Here is a 16,569-nt window from a genome sequence, read left to right on the forward strand (position 1 = left end):
TATCTCAATTAATAATAATAAAGACAGTCGATTGCTTCAAGACGATCGACCGCCGATACGCTTCGTTTTTCCTGGACAAACATTACTGCATGTCCTCTTTTCCTATCTTCCCATTCACTCAAAGAACTTCCCACTAGCCTGTCGCTAGTGACTGGCGGAACCCTCTCGGCTTCCGTTTCCCTCCCTTCCGGTAGGGGCTGCAAAGGTAGGAACTTTCTTCGATTCCGCAAGCCTGAGCAGCTTTTTTTCTTTTTTTCTCTTCCCAACCCGATCAGCTGAGCCTGCTTTCCTTAGCTTCTCTCTGGAAGCGGGTGCAAAGGTAAGAACTTTTTTCCTCTCTGCAACACTTTCGAAAAACTTTTTTTTCTGATTCCCTCGGCTCAACCAGCCGGGAGATGCTTCCGTCCCCAAGCCCGAAGGCTTTCCGTTGAAGCGGGCTGCAAAGGTAAGAAGCTTTTCCCTCTTCGCAAGCACCAGGCAAAACTTTTTTCCTTTTCCGTGGCACCCGGTCGGTGCGGCAGGCCCTCTCTGGAAGGGAGTGCAAAGGTAAGAAGAACTCCCGAACTCGCAAGGGGCAGGGGAAACTTTTTCTTCAACTTTCCGTCTACACTATGTTTCTCTCCCCCTCTCCTGTTGAGCGGGCTGCAAAGGTAAGGATCTTCCCCCAAGAAACAAGCGCCGTTTGCTGAGATGGGGCTTTTTCATGCGCCTGACTGCGCAGCCTGATGGGTAACTGTATTCAGGACCAGCGAGTTCCCGGAGCGGAATATTTTTGAGTTTATTTCCAAGGCGGCTCTCTAGAGCTCGTTTCTAGGATCAAGACTGGGGAATAACCGTATTCGGGCGCTGGGAAGTACCTGGGAATAGATGCTTGTAGGGAAAACGTTTCGGGGGCTTTTCATAAAACAAGGCTTAAAACGCCTAAACAGTTGCTCAGCCTCATCAAATAAAGAGAAAGGGGCAGTGCGTTCCCGCACTGCCCCTCCTTCCTAAAAACTGAACTCTGCTTTACTTGTAGTTCTTTATCCAAACCTTGAACGTTGAGCCAATGTTGGGTTTGCTTTCAACGGTTACATATCCTCCCAGGGCTTCGGCTTGGGTTTTTACCAGGTATAGCCCTAATCCTCTGCCAGAGACATGGAAATGGAATCGTTTGTAGAGGCCAAACAGGTTTTTGCCCTCTTTTTTTTAAATTAATGCCTAAACCGTTGTCGGTCACCATGAGGCAAACCATTCCTTCTGTTTGGTGGTGCTCCGCTTGTATGGTGAGGCAGAGGGGACGATCGGGGGATTTATATTTGACGGCGTTAGTCAGAAGATTGCTGATGATGCTGCTCACGTAGCTTCGGATAGAGCCAATCTCCCCTACTCCGTTCAATTCCACTCTTATAGTACTCCCGCCGTCAAGCGGGAGTTCCTGCAAGACTTGTTCTATCACCGTAGGGAGCATGATCTTCTCGCGTTCCTCCAGCACGCCTGCCTGGAGGCTCAACATTTCGTTCAGGTCCCGGATGATGTAATCCAGGTTCTGGGAGGTCTGCTTGAGCTTGGTGATAATCCCTTTCTGCATGTCGGGGTTATCTGACGTGCTTAACAGCGAGGTTAGACCTATGATATTGGCGACGGGGGATCGCAAGTTATGGGAGACAATATAAGTGAATTGCTCCAGGTGCCTGTTGCGCCGCAGGAGCTCTTCCGTCAGCTTGGTGCGCTCCTCCTCGGCCCGTTTCTGCTCGGTGATATCCGTTTCAATGACAATGAACTTCTTCTTTCCGCCGGTGAGGTCATCAATAATAGGAGTCACATCCAGTTTAGACCAATACACTTCTCCGCTTTTGCTGCGGTTCTGCACTTCCTGCACAAAGGGTTTGTCATAGTTTAACTTCTGCCGGATAACCGATACCTTCTCTAAGTTGGTCTCTGGCCCGGCAAGCAGATCGCCGGGCTTGCGGCCCTTAATCTCCTCCAGGGTATAGCCCGTTAACCGGGTAAACCCATCGTTAACCCATTCCACCCGGGCTTCATCGTCGGTGATGTAAACGGAGTTCACGGTCTTACTGGCGACCAGGGATAACTTTTTCAGTTCAGCCTCAACCTGCTTCCTGGCGCTTACTCCTTTAATAAAAACCGAGAGACCTTCTTCAGAAGGATAGGCACTCACGTCTAACCATTCATTCAAGATATAGGAGTACTCCTCAAAGTGCGTGGGGTGTTGCAGGGAGAAGGCCCTCTGGAACTTGGCGTAAAATTTCTGGTATCTCTCTGAAGGAAAGACTTCCCGGACGTCTCGCCCAATCAAGTCAGAACTCTTCACTCCCAGAGACTTTTCAAATTGATGGTTCATGTACGTGAAACACCAGTCTTTGTCTAAGGTGAAGAAGGCATCTTTGATACTTTCCAGGATGTTCTTCAGCCGGTTGGCTGTATCTTTCAGTAACCGCTGCTGGCGCTTTACTGCGGTAATATCTTTGGCAATACCATGCACGCCAATCAACTCGCCGTTCACTATGACCGGCACCTTGGTTACGGCAAGGTGCACCTTGTTGCCGTTGGCGTTAAACACAGTGGTCTCAGTGGTCATGGATTCACCAGCCTTAATCCTGACAAAGTTCTCTTCTGCCTCTTTCAACTTGTCTGGGTGGAGCAAATCCCGAGGCCTCATCTTCAGGAACTCTTCTTCTGAATAGCCGATGCAGGAGATGGCGGCGGCATTCACCGAGGTGAAATATCCACTGGGGCTAAGGGAGTAGACAAAATCCGGGTTCTTCTCAAAAACAGCCTTGTACATCTTCTCACTCAGTTCCAATTGGCGCTGGGCTTGCAATCGCTCGGTGATATCGCGGGAATTAACAATGATGCCGTTGATGGCGGGGTGGTGGAAGCAGTTCACGCCTTTGGTTTCAAGCCAGCGCCATTCTCCGGCCTTGGTTTTAAAGCGGAAGGGTGGCGTTTTGGCGTCCATGCCAGCCGATACCTGCTCAAATTCATCCAGGATATCCACCACATCATCGGGGTGAATAAACTCGAAGGGTTTGCGCCCAATCAATTCCTGGGGATCATAGCCCATCGCATGTATCACGCTGCCACTCACAAAAGAATAGCTCCCCTCCTTATCAAGAATGCAGACCATGTCCTGCCCTTCCTGCAACAAGGCCTGCAATCTGTATTCATTGTGCTTGTCCTTGGCCTGGTTGGCAACTTCATTGGAGATGTTGCGCCCAATGCAGTAAATTTTGTTTTCCTCTCTAACCAGGGAAGAAGACCAGGAAAGGTAAATTGTGGAACCGTCTTTATGCAAATACCGGTTCTTGAAATTGAGAGTTTTGGAGATGGCAATCACTTCAACAGCATCCTGCTCGGTGATGGCATGATCCTCCGGATGGATAAAGGCACGATAGTTTCTACCGATCAGTTCTTCAGGCGTATACCCCAGAATGGCAAGACAAGCTTTGTTTACATGAAGAAACTCCCCGTCCGGGGAAAAGGTACAGATAAGGTCAGCGGAGAAATCCATGACCAATTGCAGCTCACGCACTGCCTTCTTCAGTTCCTGCTGCTGGGCCTCCAGTTTTTGATGGGCATCTTTCTGGGCCCGAAGATCCCGCACATGCACACTTATATAAGAGTGATTTTCTGAAGTAGAAAAAGAGCGGGAAACCAACTCCACTGGTATTTTCTGGCCAGACTTGTGCCACAGATTCGCTTCAAGCTTGGCATCCCTACCATCTGCTCGCAGGTGTTCCTTTATTTCCCGGGTTTCTGCCAGGAGATGCATCCATCCCGCACTTCCGATTTCCAGCACCGCCTCCCGGCGCTGCCCCACCAACTCGCAAAAAGCTGGATTCACGTATAAAATGTCTCCGCGGGATGAACTGAGCAGCATAGGCTCCTGGCTGTGTTCAGCTAGGGCATACATTAATTCGAAATTCACCTGTGAAGCAAGGGTATCCGGCAACTCCGGGTTCATCGCACTCCTGTCATTCTCATTCATCACGTAAGCATTCTAAGTTAAAAATCCTGCTTCATGAAAGTGGACTTAACCCATAATAGAGCCTCTTTGAAAACCCATAGGAAAGGCTTTTACAAAAGTACACCACATTTAGATATTTTCAATCAAAGAAGACAACCCAAAGCATGATAGCTATTTACCTCATGAATAATGATACTTAGGACAAGCTTTGCGGCCGAAAAAACAAAAATTAGACAAAACGAATCAGGATGGTTCCATTACCTGTTTTAAGGCTGATTTCTGGAAACCAGCCTTAAAACAGAAAGGCCATCTACGCAGATGGCCTTTCTCTAAAAACATAAAAGGGACAGTTATTTACCTACCTCGGCTTTGTTTGCAGAGTTGTACTTGCCGTTGAACTTCTCATACAGGTACTGCTGCTTATCTGTGAGGTTCAGCTTGCGGCCCTGAATGAAAGCGTGGCTGATCTTGTTGGTCCGCATGTCCAGGATATCACCTTCTGACACCACGATGCTGGCATCTTTGCCTACCTCCACTGAGCCTACCTGCTGGTCTACGCCTAGAATCTTGGCGGCATTCAAAGTAACCGATGAAAGCGCCTGTTCTTTGGGCAACCCGAAGGCCACGGCGGTACCCGCAATGAACGGCAGGTTACGCGTTCCGTGCAAACTCGCATCATAGTCCAGGCAGAACAGAATTCCGGCTTTCTGAAGCAGACCAGGCATCTTGTACGGCAGATACACGTCATCCTCGGCCCGGGCCGGCAACGCATGCACGCCTGAATACACCACCGGAATGTTGTTTTCCTTCAGAAAATCCGCCACTACCAGCGCATCGGCACCGCCTACAATCACCATTTCCTTCACGCCGGCTTTCTGCGCGAAGCGGATGGATTCTACAATCTCTTTCCCGTAGTTGGCATGGATGAAGAGTTTCTTGGAACCGTCAAACAAGCCTCCCAGAGAACTCAGCTTCAGGTTTCGGCGGTCGTTTTTCTGATTCTTGTACACTTTCGCCTCCGCGAGCAAGGCCTCTAATTCCGATAAACCGGTCTGCCGGGCCTGACGGCGCTGCTGTACCTGCGGCGAATTGTCTGTCGTTTGCTGCACCATGGCCGGCCAACGCAGGTGCACACCGCCATCGGCTTTCACCAGGGCATCTTCCCAGTTCCAGGCATCCAGCTGCACCACCGAGGAAGTACCCGAAATCATGCCACCCATGGGCGTCACTTGCGACATCAGCACGCCATTGGAACGAAGCGTGGGGGTAATGTCAGAATCGGTGTTATAGGCGACCACCGCCCGCACGTTGGGGTTGAACATGCCCACCTCCTGCTGGTCCAGCGTGGCCCTTACGGATTCTATCTCGGTTAACCCCAGCTGACTGTTGGGCAAAATCATGCCCGGGTAGATGTGTTTCCCGCTGACGTTTACGGCCTCATAGGCGGTGCCTCCGGCATTGAAACCCGCCGAAGGGCCCGCATAGGTAATTTTTCCTTCGTTGAAGGCTACGGTGGCACCTTCCACTACCTGTCCGTTGCCCACGTGCAGGGTAGCTCCGGTGAGCACCGTGGCTTTCGTTTGCTTGGCCGCTGGCACCGGCACCTGGGCCCAGGCCGCCGTGGTGCTTACAAATAACGCTGCCGCTAGCAGAAGACGTTGTTGCATATTTTTAGAGGTAAAGGCTACCACAGATTTCTTTATCGTTTGCATGGAAGTGGTCTCCTTATTTTTGTTGATACTCAGATTCTTGATAGGTTTCTTCCGTGCCGTTGTCCAGGTCTTCGCAGTGCAGCACTTGCTGCCCGCCTCTTCTGGAAGGCGCAGCCGGCGATTGGGTCCGCTCACCACGGGCTTTGGCGGCCAGCATTTTGTTGATGAGGCGCACGCGCTCTTTTTCCTGCTCGTCTTGCAATTGCTTGTCCTGCTCCAGATCAAAGTAAGCGATGCCATCCACAAAAGTTTTCTCCGGGCGGGCGTAAATAGACAGCGGGTGCTCGTTCCAGATCACCACATCAGCGTCTTTTCCGGCTTTGAGGCTGCCTACTTTGTCATCCAAATGGAGAAGTTTGGCGGGGTTCAAGGTCACCATTTTCAAGGCGTCTTCCTCAGAAACTCCACCGTACTTCATGGTTTTGGCGGCTTCCTGGTTCAGGCGGCGGGCCATCTCGGCGTCATCCGAGTTGATGGCGGTGGTCACGCCCACGTTGTGCAGGATGGCGGCGTTGTACGGAATGGCGTCTTTCACCTCCATTTTGTACGCCCACCAGTCAGAAAACGTAGAAGCGCCAATGTTGCGGGCCTTCATTTTATCGGCTACTTTGTATCCTTCCAGAATGTGGGTGAAGGTGTTCACTCTAAAGCCCATCTGATCGGCTACTTTCATGAGCATGTTGATCTCCGACTGTACGTAGGAGTGGCACGTGATGAAACGCTCGTCTTTCAGGATCTGGGAAAGGGTCTCCAGTTCCAGGTCGCGGCGCGGGGCAACGGTTTTGCCTTTCTGTGATTTGGAGAGTTTATTGTAGCCATCCCAGGCTTTCTGGTATTCTTTGGCGCGTTGGAACGCATCCACCATCACCTGCTCCACGCCCATGCGGGTCTGCGGGAAACGCACGTTGTACTGCGGAGAGCGATTGGAGTGCTTCACGTTCTCGCCCAAGGCGAATTTGATGAACGGATCTGCACCCTCAAACATCAGTTTCTCGGGTGCCTGTCCCCAGCGCAGTTTGATGATCGCTGACTGCCCCCCGATGGGGTTGGCAGAACCGTGCAGCAACTGAGACGTGGTCACGCCACCGGCTAATTGGCGGTAGATGTTCACCTGCTCGTGGTTCACCACATCGGCCATGCGTACTTCAGCGGTGACGGCTTGGGTGCCTTCGTTCACGCCGTCCAGCGCAATGTGCGAGTGTTCATCAATGATGCCGGGCGTTACGTGTTTGCCGGTGCCGTCAATTACCCTGGCACCGTTGGCGGAGAGGTTTTTACCAACCTGCGCTATCTTCCCGTTTTTCAGGAGCACATCGGCGTTCTGCAGTTTGCCTTCTTTCTCGTTTGTCCAGACGGTGGCATTCTTGATGAGAACGGTCTCAGCCTTTGGTAATTCCGTTCTCCCGAAGGCGGCAAACGGGAACGTCAATTTCCCCAGGTTCAGGGCTTCATTGGAGCGGGAACGGGCGGTATCGCGTTTAGCTTGCTGGGTAGCGGCTTCGGAGAGCACCGCGTTCCATTTCACAGACTGGGCATCGGGCAGCTGCGCCTCGCCCTGGAAGCCTTTGCCGGTGTACCAACCCGTTAAACGTATGCTTTCTTTCGCGTTTTTAGCGGGAGCAAAAGTCATGGTCAGCATTTCACCACTCAAGGAAAGCGTTCCTTTCAAGGTATCCGCCGCGATCACTTTGAGCTCTGGTTTTTCAGGTGTGCCCGAAATCAACATCCGGCGCTCTGGCTGAGAACCTACTTTCAGGGAATACACGCCCCGGAAATCAGCTGGTGTTTCGCTCACTTTGAATCCTTGGCCTTGCACCCAGTTCTCCAGTAAGACAGTGGTGGGGTCAAACAGATTACCCGAAGCGACCACGAAGTTGGCCTGCATGCCTTCGCGCAGACTGCCCACCACTTTATCGGCTTTGAGCAATTGCGCCGGGGAATAGGTCAACGCTTTCAAAGCTTCCTGCTCAGGCAAACCGTAAGAAACGGCTTTCCGGAGATTGGGGAGGAACTTGGTTTTATCGCGCAGATCTGCCGAGGTGAAGGCGATGGCCACGCCTTCTTTCACCAGCATGGCGGGGTTGGCGGGGGCCATTTCCCAGTGTTTCATGTCCTCAATGCCAATGCGGCGGGCCTCATACGGGTCCTCCACGCTGTAAGGGTCCGGGAAATTCACGTTCAGGATGTAAGCGGCTTTGGTGGCCTTGATCTGGGGCAGCATCTGGTACTCATCGCCCTGGCCTTTGAAGATGTATTGCTGCCCGAACTCATCGCCTACTTTGTCGGCGCGGACGGCGTTCAGTTTGTTGCTTACCTCAAAAATCTGGGGCAGGCGGTTGGCTTCGTTGAAGGCTTTCAGGGAGATGTTCTGCTCCCGGTCCTGGTTTTTGGCGTTCCACTGGGCATCTAAATACGTTTGGCGCAGCAACGCAACGGAACCCATCAATGAGTTGGGATACTCCTGGGTAGAAGAACCTTTGTCTAAGGACAGTGCGCCCGCGGCTTTGTCCAGCAGAATTACCTGGTTTTCGCGCTTGTTTGCCAAAGAAACCAACGAAGCGGTTCCGCGGGAGATTCCGTCCTGGTGGATGGTTAATACTGCGCCGTAGCCTAATTTACGTAATTCCTCGGCGGCTTTGGCGTCTACCTTAAACAGCTCCACGGCATTGGTCTCGGGCCGGATGGCCTGGTTCCAATTGTAGGCTCCCTCCTTCTTCGTCTCGGCCTGCGGCGGATTGTTGAAGCTGAAGGTACGCGGCGGCGGGGTGGGCACTCCATAGCTAGTGTACGGGTCTACGAAGCCCGGGTAAACGGTTTTACCTTTCAGATCAGTAACGATGGCGCCTTGGGGAACGGCTACTTTGGTTCCAACGGCCACTACTTTGCCGTCTTTGATCACCAGGGTTGCGTTTTCAATTTTGGTCTGGTAATCCACGAAAATGGTGGCGTTGGTGAAGGCCCGGAGTCCGGAGCGCTCATCGTAGACGCCATTTCGGGGGAAGGTCTCCTGCGCCCGGCTTTGCAGCGACATGGCTGCCACCACCAGCACGGAGAGAACTACTTTCTTCATGGGAGCTTAAATAAAGGTTTGTTTGTGAGATAGGTTGGGATCTAAAAAGGGAAAGTATAAAAAATATCGGCCTAAAAAAAGCACTGGCAGGAGATAGTCTGTTTCGCTGCCACTTTTCCAAAAAGAGGCCTAAAACGGAGATAAAATGGCAAAGAAAAAGCCCGGTCCAAGACGGAACCGGGCTTCTCCCATGTGTTACAGAAAGGTAGGTTACAGGTTGTTTTCCTGACGGATGACGCTGTGCTTTTTACCATACGCGAAGTAGATGACGATACCAATGGCCATCCAGCCCAGCAGACGGTACCAGGTCTCGGCGGGTAAGCCGGCCATCATGCCCACGCACACTAAGATACCCAAAATAGGAACCAACGGCACCAACGGCGTTTTGAACGGACGCGGACGGTTTGGCTCTTTCACGCGCAGGTACCAAACTCCGGCGCACACAATCACGAACGCCAACAGCGTACCAATGGACACCAAGTGACCCAGTTCGTCTACGGAGAAAGCTCCGGCCACCACGGCGCAGATAGTACCAGTTAAGATAGTACTCACGTGCGGGGTTTTGAATTTAGGGTGCAGTTTACCAAAGATAGGAGGCAACAAACCGTCTTTAGACATGGTGTAGAAAATACGCGGCTGCGACATCAGCATCACCAACATGACGGAAGAAAGACCGGCAATTGCGCCAATCTTGATCAGGTCACGCAGGAAGGTGTAACCCGTTTTCTCAATACCCACGGCAATAGGCTCGGCTACGTTCAGCTGGCTGTAATGCACCATGGCGGTCAGAATACCAGACACCAGGATGTAAAGAATAGTACAGATCACCAAAGAACCCAGTATACCGATGGGCATGTCGCGCTGCGGATTCTTGGCTTCCTGAGCCGTGGTGGAAACGGCGTCAAACCCGATGTAGGCGAAGAAGATTACTCCGGCTGCCCGGATAATCCCGCTCCAACCGTATTCCCCAAAGCCGCCTTTGTTCTCGGGGATGAAAGGAGTCCAGTTCTCGGCAGCTTCTGCGCTGTGCCCGAACAGGTAGTTGGCACCGGCTAAAATGAACAAAATCACCACGCCCACTTTGATGATTACGGCAATGTTGTTGAATTTGGCAGACTCACTCATCCCTATGACCAACAGGATGGTCACCAGGGCAATGGCCACGGCGGCCACCAGGTTGAAGATACCGGTAGCGTGCGGCAAGGTAGCGATGTTCACCCCTTGCTCGGCTAAAGAAGCAGTTAATTGTTCGGTGATACGCACCCAAGAGCTGGTACCGGGCAACTGAATCATCTCCACACCCACGGCATTGCTCCACTCCGGCGGAATGTTGATCCCGAAGTCACGCAGGAAGGAAACCACGTACCCAGACCAACCCACGGCCACGGTAGCGGCCCCGAAGAGGTATTCCAGAATCAAGTCCCAGCCAATGATCCAGGCCACAAACTCGCCCAGGGTGGCGTAGCCGTACGTGTAGGCAGAACCGGCAATTGGAATCATGGAAGCGAACTCAGCGTAGCAAAGACCCGCGAACGCGCAGCCTAAACCAGCCAAAATAAAAGCCAACACAATGGCTGGCCCGGTGTACTGCGCGGCCGCACTCCCCGTCAACACGAAAATACCGGTACCAATGATGGCCCCTACCCCTAAAGCGACCAGGTTACCCGGCCCCAGGGTTCGTTTCAGGTTATGCGCCCCTTCACTAAAGGCGTCTGCGCTCAGCTTGTCAATTGACTTCCTCGCGAAAAGTTGGTTTGCCATAGAATGCGTAAAAGTTAGGGAATAGTTTGTTTGTAGTTCGTTTGTAAAAGGCTTGAAGGGGCTAATATAAGTACTTTTCGCAAGAAGCCATGCGGCTACTGCGTTTTAGGCCTGTTTTTAGCAAAACACTCCCCCAGAAAAGGATAGCGGCGTTTTAAGGCTGTTTTCCCGAAAACGGCCCCAAAACCGGCCAAGTCTACCGCTCTTTTATTTCTACAAATAATACAGTTGTAGTAGAGATTACAACGTGCCGTACACGCCTCCCGAGAGCAGCCCATGCACGCCGAACCCAAGTTCCAGATAGCCTCCCACCCGCTTCCCGGCTCGCAGGCCAATCAGGTTCAGGTGCCCGAAGTACCCGGCTTTGGTCCGATGCTGGGTGCTGTTCTCGGCAAAGTACCGATCTTCCGCTTTCGTGACGAACAGCCCCAGGGAAAGCCCTGAATACAGCTGCGCGATGTGGGACTTCACCCAGGTGTGTTCCACAGAGGGCATGAAGGTATAGAACTCCAATCGTTCTTCTCCAGACTTGGTTTTCTCCACCACTCCCTTTTCCACAGTGTGGTCAAAGGAACTGGACCGGAGGTACGTATAGGATGAGATGATGCCCACCTTCCAGGTTGGGTGTACTTCCCGCAGATAGCCTACCTGCAGAGGTCCCGTCACTCGCTCCACGCGATGACTCACCGGAAAGAACAAAGTGAAACTATTGCCCAGCCTGACTCCTAACTCCTGCAGAGACACCACCCCAGCCCCTACCTGCAGGTAGTTCTTCTTTTCTTCCGTTCCCTGGGCAAAGCCACAAGGAGCCAGGAGCACCAGCATGAAACAGACAAACAGCAGAGCGATGGTTCTGGAGAGCCGCATGACGAGGGGTTGTTTTGGACATAAGCTACGTAAAATCCCTGAGAAACAAGCAGTAAGAAATTGATCTCCAGGGCAGCTCCGGGAAGCCGTTCCCATTTCGTATCTTCGTCTGGTAGAATGATCCAGAGCAGACCTGAACCGGCAAGATGAGAGTATTACATACAGCAGACTGGCACCTGGGGCAGCGCCTGGCCAACCAGGAGCGCACCGAGGAACACCGCGCTTTCCTTTCTTGGCTCTGCCAGACCATCTGTGACCAGAAAATAGACCTGCTGCTCATTGCCGGCGATGTCTTTGACACGGGTTTCCCCTCCAACACGGCGCTCAAACTTTACTATGATTTCCTGCGTGAGGTGAAAGGCAGCTGCTGCCGCGATCTGGTCATCATCGGCGGAAACCACGATTCTGTCTCTACCCTCAATGCCCCGGCCGAATTGCTGCGCCATTTCAATGTGCACGTGGTGGGCGGCGCTCCTGCCAACGCCCAGGACCAGGTGATTGTGCTCACCGATTCGGAAAACACCCCCATAGCCGTGGTCTGTGCCGTGCCGTTCCTCCGCGACAAAGACGTGCGCCTCTCGGTACCCGGTGAAACCGGCGAAGAACGCGAGGCGCGGCTCAAGCAGGGCATCTGCGATCATTACCGCCAACTGGTGCCCTTGATTCAGGAGTTCAAGCAGCAGGGAATACCGGTGCTGGCCACCGGCCACTTGTTTGCCGCGGGCGGCAGCGCTTCAGACAGCGAAAAAGAAATTCACGTAGGCAACTTGGGCCAGATCTGCGGCGACCAGTTCCCAGAGGATTTTGACTATGTGGCGTTGGGTCACCTACACCGCCCCCAGGTGGTGCACAAAATGGAGCACATCCGCTACAGCGGCTCCCCTATTCCGTTGAGCTTTTCTGAGATAGCGGACCGCAAGCAGATCGTTATCCTGGATTTTGAGGACGGCAAACTCCAGAACATCCAGGAGGTAGAGATTCCGTGCTGGCGCAAGCTGGTTCGGTTCAAGGGCACCATTGAAGAAGTCTTCCCCAAGATCATCGCCTTTGACAACGCAGATCGCCCTTACCCCGCCTGGGCCGAGGTGCAGCTTCAGTACGAGCACAACCTGCAGGACCACACCAACCGCCTGCACGAGGCCTTTGCGCTTCAGCCGCAGGTGCAGTTACTCATCCACCGTCCGCTGCGCACCATTGATACCCAAACCCTGGACCAGCAAGTGCAACCCGACCAAAACCTGACCGACCTGAAACCCAAAGAGGTTTTCCTGAAGAAGTGCGAGGAGGCGCTGGAGGCAGACAGCTACCAAAGCCTGGTTTCCACCTTTGATGAACTACTGGAACTGATGCCGCAACTACAGGAAGATGCCCTGGAGATCTCCTCGGCCGAAGTGAAACTAACGGAGTAACCACACCGCTGATTTCCGGGACAGCTCTACGGCTTGTCCTGTTTTAAGGCCGATTTCGTCAAAAGGGCCTCAAAACAGCTTTTCTTTTTTTTCGCCCTTGGAGGTGTCCTCATCAACAATCCAGATCACGGCACCTTTTATCACCACTCCCGCCCTTGTTGGTGTTCTCACCAACAAGTTACACAAGAACGCCTTTCCGCTTGCAGGTGAAAACACGCAGCAAGGGAGATGATCTTACTTTAGGTTTTTTAATCAGGATTACTGTTTTAGGGCAGATTTCGTGAAATGAGCCGCGAAACAGCTTTTCCATATTCCTGCCGGTCTGCTTTCTTCCAAACTATTTGGTGCCTAAAACTGATGAGGAGAAAGACGATTGGGGGATTTCGCCTCACCTATTTTGAAACATCCAGACAGATTAGGTAAGTTGGAAAAGTAAACCAGATTACTGGAAAATGAATCTGCCTAGCCTTTGCTCATTCTTTTATTAAGCTTCTTTCATAGCTAATCCGCAGTGTAGCGCGTTTTCCGCCAGCTCCGGGTGTACACGCCAATGACTGGTCCTTACCTGTACGCTACTTCTTCAGCAGATTTCTTTTTGAAGTAAAAGAAGGGCTCGGCACCTCTACGCCTGATTATAGCTTCCGTCTATAAAGGAATAGCAATTATCAATTTGATAAATATTCACAAACCCAGCACCTTTAGGCCATCAAATCAGCAAAGAAGTCGCCGGAAGGCGAATATTTCTTTAACTTGAGAGAAGCAAAAGGAACTTTCAGGGGACATAACTTCCACTGCAAGGGCACGTTAATAGAAGTATCATCCTAATCACCAGTTATCCTATGGAAAAAGATCAGAATAAATCAAACGGTCAGGCCGGAAGCAATGGTCAGGAAAAACAGAACCTCACCACGCGGCAAGGTCATCCGGTAACCGACAACCAGAACATCAGAACGGTTGGCAATCGGGGTCCGGCTACGCTGGAGAACTACCACTTCATTGAGAAGATCAGCCACTTTGACCGGGAGCGGATTCCGGAACGTGTGGTGCACGCCCGGGGTGCCGGCGCCCACGGCGTATTTGAGGCGTACGGAAAAGTAGGTGATGAGCCCATCGCCAAATACACCCGTGCCAAACTGTTCCAGGAGAAAGGAAAGCAGACGCCGGTTTTCGTGCGTTTCTCTACCGTAGGCCACGGCGGACACTCGCCGGAGACCTTGCGCGACCCGCGCGGTTTCGCCGTTAAATTCTATACCGAAGACGGTAACTGGGATTTAGTAGGAAACAACCTGAAGATCTTCTTCATCCGGGACGCCATGAAATTCCCGGACCTGATTCACTCGCAGAAGCCAGATCCGGTGACCAACATCCAGAGCGGCGAGCGTATTTTTGACTTCATCGCCAATACCCCGGAGTCCACGCACATGGCTACGTTCCTGTTTTCGCCCTGGGGCATTCCGGCCAACTACCGCCAGATGCAAGGTTCCGGCGTGAACACCTACAAATGGGTCAACGCCGAGGGCGAAGCCGTGCTGGTGAAATACCATTGGGAGCCGCTGCAAGGCATCCGCAATTTAACGCAGGCCGAGGCGCAGGAAATCCAGGGCAAAAACTTCAACCACGCCACCCAGGATCTGTTTGAGGCCATCAAAGAAGGAAACTTCCCAGAGTGGGAGCTTTGCGTGCAGATCATGAGCGATGACGAGCACCCAGAACTGGACTTCGATCCGTTGGACGACACCAAACTGTGGCCAGTGGAGCAGTTCCCTTTCCTGCCCGTAGGAAAGATGACCCTGAACCAGAACCCCGTGGATTACTTCAACGAGGTAGAGCAGGCGGCTTTTGGTACCGGTGTTCTGGTAGACGGTCTGGAGTTCTCAGACGATAAAATGTTGCAGGGACGTACGTTCTCCTACTCAGATACTCAGCGGTACCGCGTAGGCGCCAACTACCTGCAATTGCCTATCAACGCGCCTAAAAACCAGGTGGTCACGAACCAGAGAGGCGGCCAGATGTCTTTCCACTCCGATTTCGGGAAAGGTCAGAACCCGCACATCAACTATGAGCCGTCTACGTTAGGAAACATCGTAGAAGCCCCTAAAGCCGGTAAAGAGTACACCCCACGGTATGAAGCCAACCTGGTTCGTCAGAAAATTGACCGCACCAATGACTTCAAACAGGCCGGTGACACTTACCGCAACTTCCAGGACTGGGAGAAAGATGACCTGATCACCAACCTGGTGAACACCCTGGCCACCGCCGATAAGCGGATTCAGGACAAGATGATCGAGCACTTTACCTTAGCCGATGAAGATTACGGCCGGCGAGTGGCTGAAGGTCTGGCCCAAACCAGAAAGTCTCAGGAAGACAAAGGACCCATCGGGGCCATTTCTCCGCAGGAAGGCGTTGATCAAGCCAAAGAAGTTTCTCACCCGGCCAAGCCTTATTAATCGTTTTTTTATTATTTTTTGAAACACAGGTCAAAAACGCCACCTCCCTGAGGTGGCGTTTTTTTGTTCTATTCTTCCCTGTTTTGCAGGAAGCGGCCTGAGATTTCTATCTTTCTCCTTTTTGCTCATCTTCCATCTTTCCGGGGGAGCTGCTTCTTTTGTACCTTGAGGCAAGAAACCAAACGGAAGCCCCTTCCGGTACTTACGTCATGCAAAAAGAAGACTTGTTGGCCACCCAGGCCAGAATCACACCGTACATCCACCGTACTCCCATCCTTACCTCGCGCCTGCTCAACGCGATAGCCGGGGCAGAACTATTCTTCAAATGTGAGAATTTCCAGCGGATGGGGGCTTTCAAGATGCGGGGCGCCATGAACGCCGTGTTGGCGCTCTCAGAGGAGCAGAAAACCCGGGGCGTGGTCACGCATTCGTCGGGGAATTTTGCGCAGGCGCTGACTTTGGCTGCCCAGAACATCGGGGTGAAAGCGTATATCGTGATGCCTGAGAATGCGCCGCAGGTGAAGAAAGACGCGGTGAGAGGCTACGGCGGACAGATCATTGAAAGTGCCTCCAACCCCATCGCCCGCGAGGAAGCAGCGGCTCGGGTAGAGCAAGAAACCGGCGCTTACTTCATCCACCCGTCCAATGACCTGGACGTGATCTTAGGCCAGGGCACCGCCGCCATGGAACTGCTGGAAGACCACCCGGATCTGGCGTACATCTTCTCCCCGGTGGGCGGCGGCGGGCTGATTGGCGGCACCGCGCTGGCGGCTCATTTCTTCGGGCAGAACTGCAAAGTAATTGGGGGCGAGCCTTTTGCCGCGGATGACGCGTACCGTTCACTGCAGAGCGGCCAGATTGAGTCCAATGACAATACCAACACCCTCGCCGATGGCCTGAGAACCCAGCTGGGCGACATCAACTTCCCCATCATCCGGCAGTACGTAGACCAGATCATCCGGGTAGAAGAAACCGAGATCACCGCTGCCATGAAACTCATCTGGGAACGCCTGAAGATCATTGTGGAACCTTCCAGCGCCGTGGCCCTGGCCGCTCTGCTGCGCGAGAAAGAAATGTATAGCGGGCAGAAAATTGGGGTAATCTTATCGGGTGGAAATGTGGACCTGGGCAATTTGCCGTTTTAAGCCTCTTTTACGGAAAACAGGCGTAAAACCGGATTGCTCACGGAGTTTCCCGGCAGCTGGTATCCCCGAGAACAGCAGTTGACCACCAGGCCTTTACCGCCGCCGGTAGAAGAACCGAGAAATGCAACATATCCTAAGGAGCGTCTTCCCGTATCTTTGAGGTAAGACTCCTTCACTTACAACTAAAT

The 16,569-nt window shown here is 52.6% G+C and carries 9 protein-coding genes; 3 read left to right on the forward strand and 6 right to left on the reverse strand.

Annotated elements, in window-relative coordinates:
- Positions 1–1,008 precede the first annotated feature (1,008 nt).
- The 6 genes from H7U12_RS22995 to H7U12_RS15530 all read right to left on the reverse strand — a co-directional run bounded on the left by H7U12_RS22995 (position 1,009) and on the right by H7U12_RS15530 (position 11,380).
- Positions 1,009–1,110, reverse strand: a complete 102-nt coding sequence (locus tag H7U12_RS22995; protein WP_369426490.1) for a hypothetical protein — start codon at positions 1,108–1,110, stop codon at positions 1,009–1,011.
- On the reverse strand, positions 1,064–3,991 hold the full coding sequence (locus H7U12_RS15510; protein ID WP_317170780.1) for a PAS domain-containing sensor histidine kinase: 2,928 nt from the start codon (positions 3,989–3,991) through the stop codon (positions 1,064–1,066). The genes H7U12_RS22995 and H7U12_RS15510 overlap by 47 nt, the downstream gene beginning before the upstream one ends.
- A gap of 329 nt (positions 3,992–4,320) precedes the next feature.
- On the reverse strand, positions 4,321–5,637 hold the full coding sequence (locus H7U12_RS15515) for an amidohydrolase family protein (RefSeq protein WP_186639642.1): 1,317 nt from the start codon (positions 5,635–5,637) through the stop codon (positions 4,321–4,323).
- 58 nt (positions 5,638–5,695) lie between these two features.
- Positions 5,696–8,752, reverse strand: a complete 3,057-nt coding sequence (locus tag H7U12_RS15520) for an amidohydrolase family protein (RefSeq protein WP_186639644.1) — start codon at positions 8,750–8,752, stop codon at positions 5,696–5,698.
- Positions 8,753–8,962: 210 nt separating this feature from the next.
- The gene (locus H7U12_RS15525) at positions 8,963–10,513 is read right to left on the reverse strand and encodes an amino acid permease (protein ID WP_186639647.1); all 1,551 of its coding nucleotides are present in this window, start codon (positions 10,511–10,513) and stop codon (positions 8,963–8,965) included.
- A gap of 240 nt (positions 10,514–10,753) precedes the next feature.
- Positions 10,754–11,380 (reverse strand): hypothetical protein, encoded by a 627-nt coding sequence (locus H7U12_RS15530; RefSeq protein ID WP_186639649.1) that lies wholly within the window; start codon positions 11,378–11,380, stop codon positions 10,754–10,756.
- Positions 11,381–11,526: 146 nt separating this feature from the next.
- Between H7U12_RS15530 and H7U12_RS15535 the strand changes: the two genes are divergently transcribed.
- The 3 genes from H7U12_RS15535 (at position 11,527) to H7U12_RS15545 (ending at position 16,381) form a co-directional block, all read left to right on the forward strand.
- Positions 11,527–12,789, forward strand: coding sequence for an exonuclease SbcCD subunit D C-terminal domain-containing protein (locus H7U12_RS15535; RefSeq protein ID WP_186639651.1), 1,263 nt, complete (start codon positions 11,527–11,529; stop codon positions 12,787–12,789).
- Positions 12,790–13,628: 839 nt separating this feature from the next.
- Positions 13,629–15,236: a catalase gene (locus H7U12_RS15540; protein ID WP_186639653.1), complete on the forward strand. Its 1,608-nt coding sequence runs from the start codon at positions 13,629–13,631 to the stop codon at positions 15,234–15,236.
- A 209-nt stretch (positions 15,237–15,445) separates the two neighbouring features.
- A complete protein-coding gene (locus H7U12_RS15545; protein ID WP_186639655.1) occupies positions 15,446–16,381 on the forward strand; it encodes a pyridoxal-phosphate dependent enzyme in 936 nt (311 codons plus the stop codon).
- Positions 16,382–16,569 lie beyond the last annotated feature (188 nt).

Origin of the sequence: Rufibacter sediminis (genome assembly GCF_014269285.1) — a bacterium.
Lineage (GTDB): Bacteria > Bacteroidota > Bacteroidia > Cytophagales > Hymenobacteraceae > Nibribacter > Nibribacter sediminis.